Below are 14304 nucleotides of genomic sequence, written 5' to 3'. Positions count from 1 at the left end.
CCGGCCTCACCAGCACGACACGAACCACGAAGGACTGCCATGCACATCGGAATCGTCGGCCTGGGCAAAATGGGCGCCAACATGCGCGACCGCCTGCGCGCCGCCGGTCTGACCGTCACCGGCTACGACCGCAATCCCGAGGTTTCCGACGTCGCCGGCACCGCCGAGCTGGTCGAGGCGATCCCGTCTCCCCGGCTGGTCTGGGTCATGGTTCCGGCCGGAGCCATCACCACCGCGGTGATCGCGGACCTGGCCACGAAGCTCTCCCCCGGCGACCTGGTCATCGACGGCGGCAACTCCAGGTTCACCGACGACTTCACCCATGAAGCGCTGCTCGCCGAAAACGGGATCCACTACGTCGACGCCGGTGTTTCCGGTGGGGTCTGGGGTCTCACCAACGGATTCGGCCTCATGGTCGGCGGTTCCGCCGCCGATGTGGAAACGGCCATGCCGGTCTTCGACGCGCTGCGTCCGGAGGGCCCGCGCGAGGAAGGCTTCGTGCACGCCGGCAAGGTCGGCGCCGGTCACTACGCCAAAATGGTGCACAACGGCATCGAATACGCGCTGATGCAGGCCTATGCCGAGGGCTACGAACTGCTGGAGAAGCGCGACGACCTCATCCAGGATGTGCCCGGCATTTTCACGGCCTGGCAGCGCGGCACCGTCGTGCGGTCCTGGCTGCTCGAACTCCTGGTGCGTGCCCTCAAGGACGACCCGCAGCTGGGCGACATCGAAGGCTACGTCGAAGACTCCGGCGAGGGACGCTGGACCATCGAAGAAGCCATCAACAATGCCGTTCCGGTGCCCGCGATCAGCGCGTCGATCTTCGCCCGGTTCGCCTCCCGCCAGGATGATTCCCCGGCCATGAAGGCGGTGGCCGCGCTGCGCAACCAGTTCGGTGGGCATGCCATAAAGAAGGCAGACTGATCCCGAGTGCGGGTCACACACCTCTCCCTCACTGACTTCCGCAACTATGCGCAAGCCGAAGTCCCGTTCGGCCCCGGACCCAACCTGATCGTCGGCCGAAACGGCCAGGGCAAGACAAATCTGGTCGAGGCGCTCGGATTCCTCAGCACCCTGAGCTCGCACCGGGTGTCCCAGACCGGGGCGATGGTGCGCTCCGGCGCAGAGTCCGCGATCATCCGCGCACGCCTTGAGTACAACGGCCGGGACATCCTCGCTGAGGTGCAGATCAACCGGTCCGGACTCAACCGGGCCCAGATCAACCGGTCGGTCATCAAGACCCGGGAACTTCCCCGCTATTTCTCCAGCGTGCTGTTCGCACCGGAAGACCTTGCCCTGGTGCGCGGCGACCCGTCCGGTCGTCGACGATTCCTCGACCAGTTGCTGGTGTTGCGGAGCCCCAGACTCTCCGGGGTGCTTGCCGACTATGACCGGGTGCTGAAACAACGCAATACCCTGCTCAAGTCCGCCAGGGCCTCCGGTTTGAAGACCACCCAGCTGGGCACCCTCGATATCTGGGACGAACGGCTGGTGGCACTGGGCTCCGAGATCATCGATGCCCGCGCGGATCTGGTGGCTGAGCTGATGCCGCCGCTGCAAAAGGCCTACAAATCGGTTGCCGGCGCGGATCACGGGCCGAACCTGGTCGCGTCGCTGAGTATTCTCGGTGCCGATGAGGAAGCCGACGAGACCGCCTCCCCGGCCGCAGCTTCGCCGAGTGCGAGCTCAGGTTCCGCGACGGCCGACACCTTCCGCACCGCGCTGGCCGGTCTGCGGCGCAAGGAACTGGACCGCGGAATGACCCTGGCCGGACCGCACCGTGACGATCTGGTCTTCGAACTCAACAATCTGCCGGCCAAGGGCTATGCCAGCCACGGCGAATCCTGGTCCTTCGCGCTTGCGCTCAAACTCGCGTCGGCGGAGCTGCTCCGGCGAGATTCGTCCAGTGGTGACCCGGTGCTGATCCTCGACGATGTGTTCGCCGAGCTCGACCAATCTCGCCGCCGGCGCCTCGCCGAAGCCGTCACCGGCTACGAACAGGTTCTGATCACGGCCGCCGTCTTCGAAGACGTCCCTGCGGTGCTCGCTGCCCACGCCATCCACATCCACGCCGGCGCCGTGGTCGCTGCGCCCGAGGCCGAGAGCGGGACGGTCCGTGGCTGAACACAGTGAAGCCGCCAAGGTCTACCTCCGGTTCAAGGATGTCTTCGGCGACCCGAACGCCAAGCGAACCCGCGCCAGGCGCAAGGCCAGCCCTCAAATCGGGTCCAGCGTGCCGTTCGGCGCCGGCCGGGACCCGCGGGGACTGGGCGAAACCATCAATTCGCTCACCGCGCAGCTGGGCTGGAATTCACCGATGGCCCAGTCGGACCTGCTCGGGTCCTGGATCGAACTCGCCGGTGAGGAAACCGCGAAACACTCCACCCCGGCCGGTATCGACGAGGGCATCCTGACCGTGCACTGCGAGTCGACGGCGTGGGCAACCCAGCTGCGCATGATGCGGGTGGAAATCATGACTCAGATCATGCAGAAGTTCCCGGATGCCGGCATCGCCGCAATTCGTTTTCAAGGACCCAACGCCCCCTCCTGGAAAAAGGGTCCCAGATCAATCCCAGGGCGTGGTCCACGCGATACCTATGGCTAGGTAGCCAAAACAGGTCACCCTTACGAATAAAACGCGTCAAACGGCGGTTTTGGCCGTTGGGGCTTGGGGTGTTTGGTAGGCTGAGGGGTCGCCTGTGCGACGGTCAGGAGCCCAATTTCACATGACAATTGAACCGAAAACTGAGCCGGAGCAGCACGCTTACGGCGCAGAAGACATCCAGGTTCTCGAAGGCCTCGAAGCTGTTCGCAAACGACCCGGAATGTACATCGGTTCAACCGGTCCACGCGGTCTGCACCACCTGGTCTACGAGATCGTCGACAACTCCGTCGACGAGGCCCTGGCCGGCTATTGCGACACCATCGACATCCGTATTCTTCCCGATGGCGCCGTGCGCGTGCAGGACAACGGTCGAGGTATCCCTGTCGATATCCACAAGGCGGAAGGCAAGTCCACCGTCGAGGTCGTCCTGACCGTGCTGCACGCCGGTGGAAAGTTCGGGGGCGGCGGCTACGCGGTCTCCGGAGGACTCCACGGCGTCGGCAGCTCGGTGGTCAACGCGCTCTCCAGCCGCCTCGAGGTCGAGGTGCGCCGGCAGGGCCATGTGTGGCGCCAGAGCTTCCACAACGGTGTGCCCAACGAGTCACTGCACCAGGACGAGGTCTCCGACGAGACCGGGACCACGATCACCTTCTGGCCGAGCTCGGAGACCTTCGAGACGACGGTCTTCGACTACGAAACCCTGCGCGCGCGCTTCCAGCAGATGGCGTTCCTCAACAAGGGTCTACGCCTCACGCTCACCGACGAGCGTGCGGACAGCCTGGACGCCGAGGACAAGCCGCTCAGCAACAGCTTCATGTACGAGCAGGGCCTGATGGACTACGTGGCCTACCTCAACCGGGCCAAGAAGGCCGAACTGGTCAACGAGGAGATCATCTCCTTCGAGTTCGAGGACACCGAGAAGAAGATCGCCCTCGAAGTGGCTATGCAGTGGACCACCGCGTACACCGAGAGCGTGCACACCTACGCGAACACCATCAACACCCACGAGGGCGGTACCCACGAAGAGGGCTTCCGTGCGGCGCTGACCACCCTGGTGAACAAGTACGCGCGGGAAAAAGGCATCCTGAAGGAAAAGGACGACAACCTCTCCGGCGACGACGTGCGCGAAGGCCTCACCGCCGTCGTCTCGATCAAGCTCGCCGAACCGCAGTTCGAGGGCCAGACCAAGACCAAGCTGGGCAACACCGAGGCCAAGGCATTCGTGCAGCGGGTCGTCGGCGACCAGCTTTCCGACTGGTTCAACCGCAACCCGGTTCAGGCCCGCGAGATCATCCGCAAGTCGCTGCAGGCCGCGACCGCCCGGATGGCCGCTCGCAAGGCCCGCGAGACCGCCCGACGCAAGGGCCTGCTCGAGGGTGGCGGCATGCCGGGCAAGCTCAAGGACTGCCAGAGCAAGGACCCCGCCGCCTCAGAGATCTTCATCGTGGAGGGCGACTCGGCCGGCGGCTCCGCCGTGCAGGGCCGCAACCCGGAGACCCAGGCGATCCTGCCCCTGCGCGGCAAGATCCTCAACGTGGAGAAGGCGCGCCTGGACCGTGCCCTCGGCAACGCCGAAGTGCAGGCGATGATCACGGCGTTCGGCGCCGGCATCGGTGAAGACTTCAACCAGGACAAGGTGCGCTACCACAAGATCGTGCTGATGGCCGATGCCGATGTCGACGGCCAGCACATCACCACCCTGCTGCTCACCCTGCTCTTCAGGTACATGCGTCCGCTGATCGACCTCGGCTACGTGTACCTCGCGCAGCCGCCGCTGTACCGACTCAAGTGGTCCAACTCCGCCCACGAGTACGTGTACTCGGATGCGGAGCGGGACGCCCTGCTCGCCGACGGCGCGGCCGCCGGCAAGCGGATCCCCAAGGACAACGGCATCCAGCGCTACAAGGGCCTGGGTGAGATGGACTACAAGGAGCTGTGGGAAACCACGATGGCTCCCGAGTCCCGCACCCTGCTCCAGGTGACCCTGGACGACGCGGCAGCCGCCGACGAGATTTTCTCCACCCTGATGGGCGAAGACGTCGAATCCCGACGCAACTTCATCCAGAAGAACGCGAAGGACGTGCGTTTCCTTGACATCTGACGACACCACAGGCACCACGCCGGAAGCCCCCGACGCGGCCAGCGTCGCGGCAGCTGCCGCGCACCTCACCCAGCACGGCAAGATCGACCAGGTCGACCTGCAGCTGGAAATGCAGCGTTCCTACCTCGACTACGCCATGAGCGTCATCGTCGGGCGCGCGTTGCCGGACGTGCGTGACGGCATGAAGCCCGTGCACCGCCGCGTGATCTACGCCATGTACGACGGCGGCTACCGCCCCGACAAGGCGTTCTCCAAGTGCGCCCGCGTGGTCGGCGACGTGATGGGCCAGTTCCACCCGCACGGTGACTCCTCGATCTACGACGCACTCGTGCGCCTGGTGCAGCCGTGGAGCCTGCGGTACCCGCTGGCCCTCGGCCAGGGCAACTTCGGCTCCCCCGGCAACGACGGCGCCGCCGCCCCGCGATACACCGAAACCAAGATGGCTCCGCTGGCCCTCGAAATGGTCCGCGACATCGACGAAGACACCGTCGACTTCCAGGACAACTACGACGGCCGGACCCTCGAGCCCACGGTGCTGCCCGCCCGCTTCCCCAACCTGCTGGTGAACGGCTCCGTCGGCATCGCCGTCGGTATGGCCACCAACATCCCGCCGCACAACCTGCGCGAGGTCGCCGCCGGCGCCCTGTGGTATCTCGAGAATCCCGACGCCAGCCGCGAAGAGCTGCTCGAAGCGCTGATCCAGCGCATCAAGGGCCCTGACTTCCCCACCGGCGCGCAGATCCTGGGCATCAAGGGCATCCAGGACGCCTACCGCACCGGACGTGGCTCGATCACGATGCGCGCCGTGGTGAGCATCGAGGAACTGCAGGGTCGCACCTGCCTGGTGATCACCGAACTGCCGTACCAGGTGAACCCGGACAACCTGGCGATCAAGATTGCCGACCTGGTCAAGGACGCCAAGATCACCGGCATCGCCGACATCCGCGACGAGACCAGCGGCCGTACCGGTCAGCGCCTCGTTATCGTGCTCAAGCGCGACGCTGTGGCCAAGGTCGTGCTGAACAACCTCTACAAGCACACCCCGCTGCAGGAGAACTTCGGCGCGAACATGCTCGCGATCGTCGACGGCATCCCGCGCACCCTGGCCCTGGACGGCTTCATCACCGCCTGGGTGTCGCACCAGATCGACGTCATCGTGCGCCGTACCCAGTTCCGGTTGAACAAGGCTGAGGCGGATGCCCACATCCTGCGCGGCTACCTCAAGGCGCTCGACGCGCTCGACGAGGTCATCGCCCTGATCCGCCGCTCCCCCACCGTGGACGACGCCCGTGAGGGTCTGATGGACCTGTTGACGGTCGACAGGCTCCAGGCCGACGCCATCCTGACGATGCAGCTGCGCCGCCTTGCCGCTCTCGAGCGACAGAAGATCATCGACCAGGCCGCCGAACTCGAATTGCAGATCGTCGAATTCAAGTCGATCCTGGCCAGCCCCGAGCGTCAGCGCACCATCGTGAGCACCGAGCTCGGTGAGATCACCGATAAGTTCGGTGACGACCGCCGCACCGAGATCATGTTCGGCTTCGACGGCGACATGTCGGTCGAGGACCTCATCCCCGAAGAGGAGATGGTGGTCACCGTCACCCGCGGCGGCTACATCAAGCGCACCCGCAGCGACAACTACCGCAACCAGCACCGCGGCGGCAAGGGCGTCAAGGGCGCCCAGCTGCGCGCCGACGACGTGGTCGAGCACTTCTTCGTCACCACGACCCACCACTGGCTGTTGTTCTTCACGAACACCGGCCGGGTCTACCGGGCCAAGGCCTATGAAGCTCAGGAATCCGGTCGGGACGCCAAGGGCCAGCACGTGGCCAACCTGCTCGCGCTGCAGCCGGGCGAGGAGATCGCCCAGATCCTGGACATCCGGGACTACGGCGTGGCCCAGTACCTCACCCTGGCCACCCGTGACGGCCTGATCAAGAAGACCGCGCTCAGCGAGTACGACACCAACCGCACCGGCGGCATCATCGCGATCAAGCTGCGCGAGGGCGACGAACTCGTCTCCGCGCTGCTCGTCGACGAGGATTCCGATCTGCTGCTGGTGTCTAAAAAGGGCATGTCCATCCGGTTCACCGCCTCCGACGAGGCGCTGCGCCCGATGGGCCGCAGCACCTCCGGCGTGATCGGTATGCACTTCCGTGGCCAGGACACCCTGTTGGACGCGTCCGTGGTCTCCGACGACGGGTTTGTGTTCGTCGTCACGGAGGGCGGCTACGCCAAGCGCACCGCCGCCGACCAGTACCGCCTGCAAAACCGCGGCGGACTGGGCATCAAGGTGGCCAAGTTGAACGATGACCGCGGCGATCTGGTCGGTTCTCTCATCGTCGACGAGGAGGACGAGGTTCTTGTGGTCCTTGCCAGTGGCAAGGTGGTACGCTCTGACGTCGCCGAAGTGCCGGCCAAAGGCCGGGATACCATGGGCGTCGTTTTTGCAAAGTTCGCGACCGAAGATCGAATCATCGCCATCGCGAAGAACACCGAACGCAATCTGGTCGCCCTCGAAATCGAGGCGGCCACCGAGATTGATTCGGGGAAAGTAGAATCAGCAGATGAGTAGTGTTGCCGAGAAACTGGCCAAAAAGTCGAGTCGGGGTGCAATGTCGTCCAAGCAGGTACGTCTGAAGCTCGTGTACATCGACTTCTGGTCGGCCGTCAAGCTGTCCTTCCTGATCGCCGTGTGCCTGGCCGTGGTGACCATCGTCGCCACGTTCCTCACCTTCACGGTCCTCAATGGAACCGGCATCTTCACCCAGATCGACGCCCTGTACACGGATATCGCCGGGAGCGCGTCCGAGCTCACGACGATCCTGTCGATCGGCAACGTGATGGGCTTCGCCGTGGTCGTCGCCGTCATCAACACCGTCGTCGTCACCGCGCTGGGCGCAATCTTCGCCGTACTATACAACCTGAGCGTCAAGGTCACCGGAGGCCTGCTCGTCGGATTCACCAACAACTGACGGATGTGTGCCCAATCGATGGTCGCTTGCGGCCTCGATTGGGACTTTTCGCCAGTTTCCGTTAGTCTGAAACCTGCCCAATGGGGGGATATAGCTCAGTTGGTTAGAGCGCTTCGCTGATAACGAAGAGGTCCCAGGTTCAAATCCCGGTATCCCCACGCAGTACCTCAACACCGTGTCCGTAAACACCGTGTACTTCATAGCCTTACATCTCCACCAGATTCTCACCCGTGAAGATCCGGTTCGGGGCCATAGCTCAATTGGTAGAGCGCCTGCTTTGCAAGCAGGAGGTCCGGGGTTCGATTCCCCGTGGCTCCACAGAAGAAAACCCCCAGTCGGCACTGCCGGCCGGGGGTTTTTTGATTGTCCCCTCTTCGAGCCCCGCCAGTGGGCTTCAGTGGGCCTCTGTGCACCGCAGGATGCGCTCGGGCCACCCGCATCCATGCCGGCATGCGCGTCCACTCACACCAGCACCCAGCGCCGTTGAAGGTATGGTCGGGCGAAGGAGCACAAAAGAGGGCCCCCGTCGTATGACGGGGGCCCTCTTCGGTAAAGTGCCGGAGCTAGATGTCCGAGGACTTCTCGATCGGCGAGTCAAGCAGCGACTCGTCTTCGGAGACCCACAACTCATCGTCGGCACGGAAGGTCTGCCAAATGGCGTAGGCGACCCCGGCGGCGGCAGCGATGCCGACTCCGATGGCGATGTACGTGCCCGCGCCCAGACCCTGCTTCTCAATCACGACGGGCTTCTGGAAGCGAACCCGGTTGAGAGCGGCGATGCGCGCGTCCTTGGCGATATCCCCCACCGACATGACAGTGCCCAGTGCGGTTCCGATCCCCGGCAGAACCTTGTCAGTGACCTGGTGGCGAACTCCACCGGCAAAATCTTGGGTAGCGTGCACGCCGGGGAGCAGGTAGTGCTCGTATCCCTGGCGAACGCGGGGTACAACTTCTTCACGAGTGAGCACACCAGCCTGACGGCCGGCTTCACGTGCAATCTCGTTGGCGCGGTCGAGAACTTCCTGCTGATTACTCCACAGTTCGTCCGCGCTCTTGCGCAGACGAGTGAGTTCCTTTCGGCGCTTGCGTGACAGGCTCATCTGGACCCTCCATCGTTTCTTGTGGTGAACACTGCCCATCTTGCCACTGAATACCCTGTGAGCGCTCTGAATGCCTGACCGGCATACGGATTCGGATAAAGCTGCTGTGCAAGAATTGTCCCTATGTCTAAGCACACTGCCGTCGCCACGCTCAATACCACCCTCGGACCCATCAAGGTCAACCTCTTCGGGAACCACGCTCCGAAGACCGTCAAGAACTTCGTCGGCCTCGCCACCGGCGAAATCGAGTGGAAGCACCCGGCCACGGGAAAGACCTCCAACGACCCGCTGTACAACGGCACCGTCTTCCACCGCATCATCAAGGACTTCATGATCCAGGCCGGCGACCCGCTGGGCCAGGGCACCGGCGGACCCGGCTTCCAGTTCGACGACGAGATCAACCCCGAACTCGACTTCACCCAGCCGTACGTCCTCGCCATGGCCAACGCCGGCATCCAGGGCGGCCGCGGCACCAACGGTTCGCAGTTCTTCATCACCGTCGTGCCCACCACCTGGTTGCAGGGCAAGCACAGCATCTTCGGCGCCGTCGAGGACGAGGCGTCCCGTGCGATCGTCGAGCAGCTTGCTGCCGTGCCGACCGATGGCCGCGACCGTCCGCTCACCGACGTCGTCATCGAGAGCATCACCGTCGAGCAGGTCTAGGACCACCCCCGCTCATGAGCCTGCCCGGAACCGCCGCCAACTTCTGTTACCGGCATCCGGGCAGGCAGAGTTTTATCCTCTGTCAGCGCTGTGGACGCACCATCTGCCCCGAGTGCCAGACCCAGGCCGCCGTCGGTGTCATCTGCCCCGAGTGCATGCGCGAGCAACGCCAGAGCGCGCCCCGCACCAAGTCGGCCGCCCGCACCCGGCTCGGCCGCATGACCGCTGCCGGCGAGCCGGTGGTCACCTATTCGATCATCGCCCTGACTGTCGTGGTTTTCCTGCTGCAGCTCGTTCCCGGGCTCGATGTCACCAACCGGCTGCTCTACGCCGGCCTGTACTCCTACCCGGTCGCCTTCGAACCGTGGCGAATGCTGACCAGCATTGTTGTGCACTCCACGGGGTTCTTCTTCCACGTGCTCCTGAACATGTACACCCTGTGGATCTTCGGCCAGATCCTCGAGCGGATGCTCGGACGCGGCCGATTCCTCACGCTCTACCTGCTCAGCGGCCTGGCCGGTTCACTGGGCGTGCTGTTCCTGGCCGACCCGCGCGTGGCCGTGGTGGGCGCCTCCGGGGCGATCTTCGGCCTGATGGGCGCGTTCCTGGTCATCCAGCGAAAGCTCGGCGGCAACGCCACCCAACTGTTGATCCTGGTGGGGATCAACCTGGTGATCGGCTTCCTGCCCGGGCTCAACGTCGCCTGGCAGGCCCACGTGGGTGGTCTCATCGGCGGTGCCGTCATCGGCCTGATCTACGTGCAGACCCGCCAGCGCAGTAGGCGGACCCTGCAGTTGGCCCTGATCGGCGGTTTCGCTGCCCTGTTGGTCGCCTTGAGCCTGACCAAGCTGTTCGTCTAGGCGGCCCGGCGACTGAGTTTCCCCAGGGTTATCCACACCCCGGGAGAAAGTTATCCACAGGAGTTTCCACATTGGGGATAATTACACTGCTGTAATTGACTACCCGAACGGGTGGTTAATTCACGCGGAACGGGTGGTGAACAACCGGGCTCAGCGCCAGCGGGTGGTCATCAGGAAGCCGATGAAGGCGATCCCGAAACCGACGAGGATGTTCCACGATCCGAACGCTGCGACGGGTAGGGCGCCCTGGCTCACGTAGAAGACGATGATCCAGGCCAGCCCGATGAGCATGAAACCGAACATCACGGGCTTGAACCAGACGGCGTTCGGGGCTTCCTCGCCCGCGCGGGCCTCGGGGCGGGCGGGCTTGGTTCGGGGATTTGTGCGTGCCATGCCTGCGATTCTAGCGTCACTGCCTGCGCGGGCCTGCCGGAACTGTCGGCAGATCACCATGTGCGCCCCGATTAGAATCGACTGCATGACCGAGTCGGCCAAGACCGAAGTTGCGGCCCTGCGCGGGCGGAGAGCCCTTCGCGGGCCGAAGGCGCGGGTGCGCCCCCGGGTGAGCGTGTTCGGCGTCCTCGGTGAACTGCTGATCACGGGCGGCGTGCTCGTGCTGCTCTTCCTGGGTTGGCAGCTCTGGTGGAACGACGCCGTGATGGCTGCCTCCCAGTCGCGTGCGGCGGAGTCGATCAGCCAGGGCTGGGTCGAAGACGTCAAGCCAGACCCGGCACCGGCTCCGGCTGCCGAGACGGGATTCGGCAATCCCGTGGTTGCGACGGCCCCCGGTGATCAGACGGCCTTCGCCGTGCTGTACGTGCCGCGCTTCGGCGACACCTACAAGCGCACCATCGCCGAGGGCATCGGCACCAATGTACTGAACAGCCCCGACCTCGGCATCGGCCACTACCCGGGCACCCAAATGCCCGGGGAGGTGGGTAACTTCGCGATCGCCTCCCACCGCAGCGCCAATGGCGGCGGGATGCACCTGATCAACGAGCTGCAGCTGGGCGATGCGATCTACGTGCAGACCGCCGACGGCTACTACACCTACAGGTTCCGCGACATGGAGTACGTGCCGCCGAGCGCCGTCGAGGCCATCGCACCGGTCCCGCACAACCCTGACGGCACACCGGTGGATCGGCTGATCGCCCTCACCACCTGCAACCCGCTGTTGTCCACCGCTGAACGGATCATCGCCTACGGTGTGTTCGAGTCCTGGCAGCCAACCTCGGCAGGGCCGCCGGCCGAGCTGGCGACTCTGCTCCCGGCCGATTAGCGGCCCCTCCCTCCACCCGCGACACAGAAGACCGAAGGAACATCCGATGTACGCAGCAATCTGGCGCCTGATGCCCGGACCGGTCTGGGTGCGCATCCTGCTCGTTCTGGTGCTCCTGGCCGCGGTGCTCTATTCCCTCGCCACCTGGGTATTTCCCTGGGTCGACACGATGGTCAACAACCAGGAAGTGACGGTGGGCGTCCCATGACCCGCATCCTTGTAATCGACAACTACGACAGCTTCGTCTACACCCTCAACGGATACCTGCGGGAGCTGGGCGCCGAGACCGAGGTCGTGCGTAACGACGCCTTCCCGGCAGCGGATGTGGCCGCCCGCCTCGCCGAGTTCGACGGGGTGCTCGTCTCCCCCGGCCCCGGCAAGCCGTCCGACGCCGGGGTATCGATCGCGGCGGTGGAAGCGGCCCTCGCGACCAATCAGCCGTTGTTCGGGGTGTGCCTGGGCCACCAGGCCATCGCCGAGGCCTTCGGTGCGACAGTCACCAACGCCGAAGAGCTCATGCACGGCAAGACCTCGCAGATCACTCACGACGGCAGCGAGTTCTACGACGGGGTGCCCCAGCCCTTCACGGCCACCCGGTACCACTCCCTGGCCGTGGTGGACGGAACCGTCCCCAGCGATCTGGTAGTGACCTCGCGCACCCAGGGCGGAGTGATCATGGGACTGAGGCACGTCTCGGCGCCGATCCTCGGGGTGCAGTTCCATCCGGAGTCGGTGCTGACGGAGGGGGGCTACCTGATGGTGGCCAACTGGCTGGCGCTGGCCGGCCTGCCCGATGCGCGCGAGACGGCCAAGCACCTCACCCCGATGCTCAAGCTCAACTGACGGCTCCGCGGCCTCAGGTGGTCCGGACAGGATCGAGGGCGTGCCCAGTGCAGGTCGAGCCTGTCGAGACCCGGTGAGACGGCCTGCGCGGCATTGGCGGCTGGTTAGCCGGCGCAGTAGATCAGGACGACCTCAGACTTCTGCGGCACATCGCCGGGTGGCAGCGACTGCTTGGTGACCGGTGAGCCGTCGGCGCTGTCACAGGTGTAGTCGGGCTCGAGCTCCAACTCCAGTTGTGTGTTGTCGGATTGCAGGAGCGCGGTGGCCGCGGTGAGGGCCTGGCCGACGACGTTGGGCATGGTCACCAGGCCGCTGGACACCGTGAAGTCCACCGTGGAGCCGACCGGCGTCTTCTCTTCCGGAGCCGGGATGGTCTTCAGCACGATGCCCTCCGGAACGTCCGGAGAGTTCTCGGTGGTCACCGAGCCAGACACGAAGCCGCGTTCGGTGAGGAACGGTTCGGCCGCAGCGAACGGCTGCGTGGTGGTATCCGGCATATCGACAAGCTCAGCGCCAGACGACACGTAGACCTTGACGACGGTGGCCGGCGGTGCGATGGTGCCGGACGGCGGATCGGTGCGGATGACCTCGTCCTTGGCCACGGTGGGACTGCTCTCTTCGGCCTTCGTGGCGGCGAGATCCAATTCCAGCAACGCATCCTGAGCGTCGTCGTAGCTGAAGCCGGTGAGGACCGGAACCCGGCGTGACGTGTCGGGCAGGTTGTTGCTGGGGGTGAGACTCAGCGCCCAGAACATCACGGCGATGACGATGACGATGACACTGACGATGCCGGCCCAGATCCAGATCACCGGGGGGCGACGCTGGGTACGGTCCATGGTCTGGTCTTCGGCAAGCTGTTTGAGGGCGAGCTCCGAACTCGATTCCACCTCTGGAGGCGCGCCGAACAGGCCGCCGGCGACATCGTCCGCCGGGCGTTTCACGGGAATGTGGCCGGCGCCGGCCGTTTCGACGTCGTTGCGGAACTCGACGGCGCTCTGGTAACGGCCGAAGCGGTCCTTGGCCAGGGCGTGTACCACTACGGTATCCAGCGCGGGGGAAACCTTGGGGTTGATGGAGCTGGGCTTGACCGGGGCTTCGCTGACATGCTGGTACGCCACGGCGACGGGGGTGTCGCCCCGGAACGGTGGGCGGCCCGTAAGCATTTCGAAGAGCACCACACCGCTGGAGTACAGGTCGGTGCGGGCATCCACCGACTCGCCCTTGGCCTGCTCGGGGGAGAAGTACGAGGCGGTGCCGAGGATGGCGGTGGTCTGGGCGACCGTCGTGGCGGAGTCGGAGATGGCCCGGGCGATACCGAAGTCCATCACCTTGACCTGGCCGGCCTTGGTTATCATGATGTTGCCGGGCTTGATGTCCCGGTGCACCACACCGGCACGGTGCGAGTACTCCAGGGCGGTCAGGACCCCGTCGATGATGCGCACGGCCTCGACGGAGTCGATCGGACCCTCACGGATGATGTCCTTGAGCAGACGCCCGTCGACGAACTCCATGATGATGAACGGGATCTGCGATTCGTTGCCGTTGTCCTCGGTGATGGTTTCTTCGCCGGCGTCGAAGACCCGAACGATCGTCGGGTGCGCCATTCGCGCGGCGGCCTGGGCTTCTTGGCGGAACCGGGTGCGGAAGGCGGGGTCCGCGGCGAGGGAGGACTTGAGGAGCTTGATGGCCACCGTGCGGCCGAGCCTGGAGTCGGTGCCGATGTGCACGTCGGACATGCCTCCGCGGCCGATCGACGCCCCCACGCGGTATCGACCAGCAAGCAGACGGCCCTCATCACTCAATGCAAAACTCCCTGCTCGCGGACAATGTTGATCATTTTAGTCAAGATCCGGTGGGCACCGGCGGGCGCCCACC

Annotated in this window: 14 protein-coding genes and 2 tRNA genes; 13 read left to right on the top strand and 3 right to left on the bottom strand. The window is 64.9% G+C overall.

Going from position 1 to position 14304, the window contains the following annotated elements:
* Nucleotides 1–39 precede the first annotated feature (39 nt).
* From gnd to E3O60_RS11830, 8 genes are all read left to right on the top strand, one after another.
* Nucleotides 40–927 carry a phosphogluconate dehydrogenase (NAD(+)-dependent, decarboxylating) gene (gene gnd / locus E3O60_RS11865; RefSeq protein ID WP_088454783.1) on the top strand — a complete coding sequence of 296 codons (888 nt, stop codon included), beginning with the start codon at nucleotides 40–42 and terminating at the stop codon, nucleotides 925–927.
* Between the two features lie 6 nt (nucleotides 928–933).
* Complete coding sequence (gene recF / locus E3O60_RS11860; RefSeq protein ID WP_103479213.1) at nucleotides 934–2127, top strand: DNA replication/repair protein RecF; 1194 nt, start codon at nucleotides 934–936, stop codon at nucleotides 2125–2127.
* Nucleotides 2120–2608: a DUF721 domain-containing protein gene (locus tag E3O60_RS11855; RefSeq protein WP_088454785.1), complete on the top strand. Its 489-nt coding sequence runs from the start codon at nucleotides 2120–2122 to the stop codon at nucleotides 2606–2608. The genes recF and E3O60_RS11855 overlap by 8 nt, the downstream gene beginning before the upstream one ends.
* A gap of 121 nt (nucleotides 2609–2729) precedes the next feature.
* Nucleotides 2730–4709 carry a DNA topoisomerase (ATP-hydrolyzing) subunit B gene (gene gyrB / locus E3O60_RS11850; RefSeq protein WP_088454786.1) on the top strand — a complete coding sequence of 660 codons (1980 nt, stop codon included), beginning with the start codon at nucleotides 2730–2732 and terminating at the stop codon, nucleotides 4707–4709.
* A gap of 82 nt (nucleotides 4710–4791) precedes the next feature.
* Entirely contained in the window at nucleotides 4792–7284 is a 2493-nt protein-coding gene (gyrA, locus tag E3O60_RS11845; protein WP_241983703.1) for a DNA gyrase subunit A, read from the top strand.
* Entirely contained in the window at nucleotides 7277–7684 is a 408-nt protein-coding gene (locus E3O60_RS11840) for a DUF3566 domain-containing protein (RefSeq protein WP_088454787.1), read from the top strand. The genes gyrA and E3O60_RS11840 overlap by 8 nt, the downstream gene beginning before the upstream one ends.
* Nucleotides 7685–7768: 84 nt before the next feature.
* Nucleotides 7769–7842: transfer RNA gene (locus tag E3O60_RS11835), tRNA-Ile, on the top strand.
* Nucleotides 7843–7929: 87 nt separating this feature from the next.
* Nucleotides 7930–8002: transfer RNA gene (locus E3O60_RS11830), tRNA-Ala, on the top strand.
* 245 nt (nucleotides 8003–8247) lie between these two features.
* Here E3O60_RS11830 and E3O60_RS11825 read toward each other — a convergent pair.
* A complete protein-coding gene (locus tag E3O60_RS11825; RefSeq protein ID WP_088454788.1) occupies nucleotides 8248–8784 on the bottom strand; it encodes a hypothetical protein in 537 nt (178 codons plus the stop codon).
* Between the two features lie 123 nt (nucleotides 8785–8907).
* On the opposite strand from E3O60_RS11825, the gene E3O60_RS11820 reads away from it, so the two are divergent.
* Nucleotides 8908–9447 carry a peptidylprolyl isomerase gene (locus E3O60_RS11820; protein ID WP_088454789.1) on the top strand — a complete coding sequence of 180 codons (540 nt, stop codon included), beginning with the start codon at nucleotides 8908–8910 and terminating at the stop codon, nucleotides 9445–9447.
* Between the two features lie 14 nt (nucleotides 9448–9461).
* The gene (locus E3O60_RS11815; protein WP_134408807.1) at nucleotides 9462–10307 is read left to right on the top strand and encodes a rhomboid family intramembrane serine protease; all 846 of its coding nucleotides are present in this window, start codon (nucleotides 9462–9464) and stop codon (nucleotides 10305–10307) included.
* Nucleotides 10308–10457: 150 nt separating this feature from the next.
* Here E3O60_RS11815 and E3O60_RS11810 read toward each other — a convergent pair whose 3' ends face one another.
* Nucleotides 10458–10700 carry a cell division protein CrgA gene (locus E3O60_RS11810; RefSeq protein ID WP_088454791.1) on the bottom strand — a complete coding sequence of 81 codons (243 nt, stop codon included), beginning with the start codon at nucleotides 10698–10700 and terminating at the stop codon, nucleotides 10458–10460.
* Between the two features lie 85 nt (nucleotides 10701–10785).
* On the opposite strand from E3O60_RS11810, the gene E3O60_RS11805 reads away from it, so the two are divergent.
* From E3O60_RS11805 to E3O60_RS11800, 3 genes are read left to right on the top strand one after another with little or no spacing between them, the layout of a single operon-like run.
* Complete coding sequence (locus E3O60_RS11805; protein WP_241993255.1) at nucleotides 10786–11586, top strand: class E sortase; 801 nt, start codon at nucleotides 10786–10788, stop codon at nucleotides 11584–11586.
* A 46-nt stretch (nucleotides 11587–11632) separates the two neighbouring features.
* Entirely contained in the window at nucleotides 11633–11794 is a 162-nt protein-coding gene (locus tag E3O60_RS18515) for a hypothetical protein (protein WP_165787924.1), read from the top strand.
* Nucleotides 11791–12429, top strand: coding sequence for an aminodeoxychorismate/anthranilate synthase component II (locus tag E3O60_RS11800; protein ID WP_088454792.1), 639 nt, complete (start codon nucleotides 11791–11793; stop codon nucleotides 12427–12429). The genes E3O60_RS18515 and E3O60_RS11800 overlap by 4 nt, the downstream gene beginning before the upstream one ends.
* 104 nt (nucleotides 12430–12533) lie before the next feature.
* Here E3O60_RS11800 and pknB read toward each other — a convergent pair whose 3' ends face one another.
* Entirely contained in the window at nucleotides 12534–14231 is a 1698-nt protein-coding gene (pknB, locus tag E3O60_RS11795; protein ID WP_121678457.1) for a Stk1 family PASTA domain-containing Ser/Thr kinase, read from the bottom strand.
* Nucleotides 14232–14304 lie beyond the last annotated feature (73 nt).

The sequence above is a fragment of the Cryobacterium sp. TMB1-7 genome (assembly GCF_004402435.1).
Taxonomy (GTDB): Bacteria; Actinomycetota; Actinomycetes; order Actinomycetales; family Microbacteriaceae; genus Cryobacterium; species Cryobacterium zongtaii.
This window is presented reverse-complemented; position numbering and strand designations above follow the sequence as displayed.

Bases quoted from the DNA above. Each gene is read 5' to 3' on its own strand.
- E3O60_RS11825 (WP_088454788.1), bottom strand. From the start codon at position 8,784: ATGAGCCTGTCACGCAAGCGCCGAAAGGAACTCACTCGTCTGCGCAAG.
- E3O60_RS11820 (WP_088454789.1), top strand. From the start codon at position 8,908: ATGTCTAAGCACACTGCCGTCGCCACGCTCAATACCACCCTCGGACCC.
- gnd (WP_088454783.1), top strand. From the start codon at position 40: ATGCACATCGGAATCGTCGGCCTGGGCAAAATGGGCGCCAACATGCGC.
- E3O60_RS11840 (WP_088454787.1), top strand. From the start codon at position 7,277: ATGAGTAGTGTTGCCGAGAAACTGGCCAAAAAGTCGAGTCGGGGTGCA.
- E3O60_RS11800 (WP_088454792.1), top strand. From the start codon at position 11,791: ATGACCCGCATCCTTGTAATCGACAACTACGACAGCTTCGTCTACACC.
- E3O60_RS11805 (WP_241993255.1), top strand. From the start codon at position 10,786: ATGACCGAGTCGGCCAAGACCGAAGTTGCGGCCCTGCGCGGGCGGAGA.
- E3O60_RS18515 (WP_165787924.1), top strand. From the start codon at position 11,633: ATGTACGCAGCAATCTGGCGCCTGATGCCCGGACCGGTCTGGGTGCGC.
- gyrB (WP_088454786.1), top strand. From the start codon at position 2,730: ATGACAATTGAACCGAAAACTGAGCCGGAGCAGCACGCTTACGGCGCA.
- E3O60_RS11810 (WP_088454791.1), bottom strand. From the start codon at position 10,700: ATGGCACGCACAAATCCCCGAACCAAGCCCGCCCGCCCCGAGGCCCGC.
- E3O60_RS11815 (WP_134408807.1), top strand. From the start codon at position 9,462: ATGAGCCTGCCCGGAACCGCCGCCAACTTCTGTTACCGGCATCCGGGC.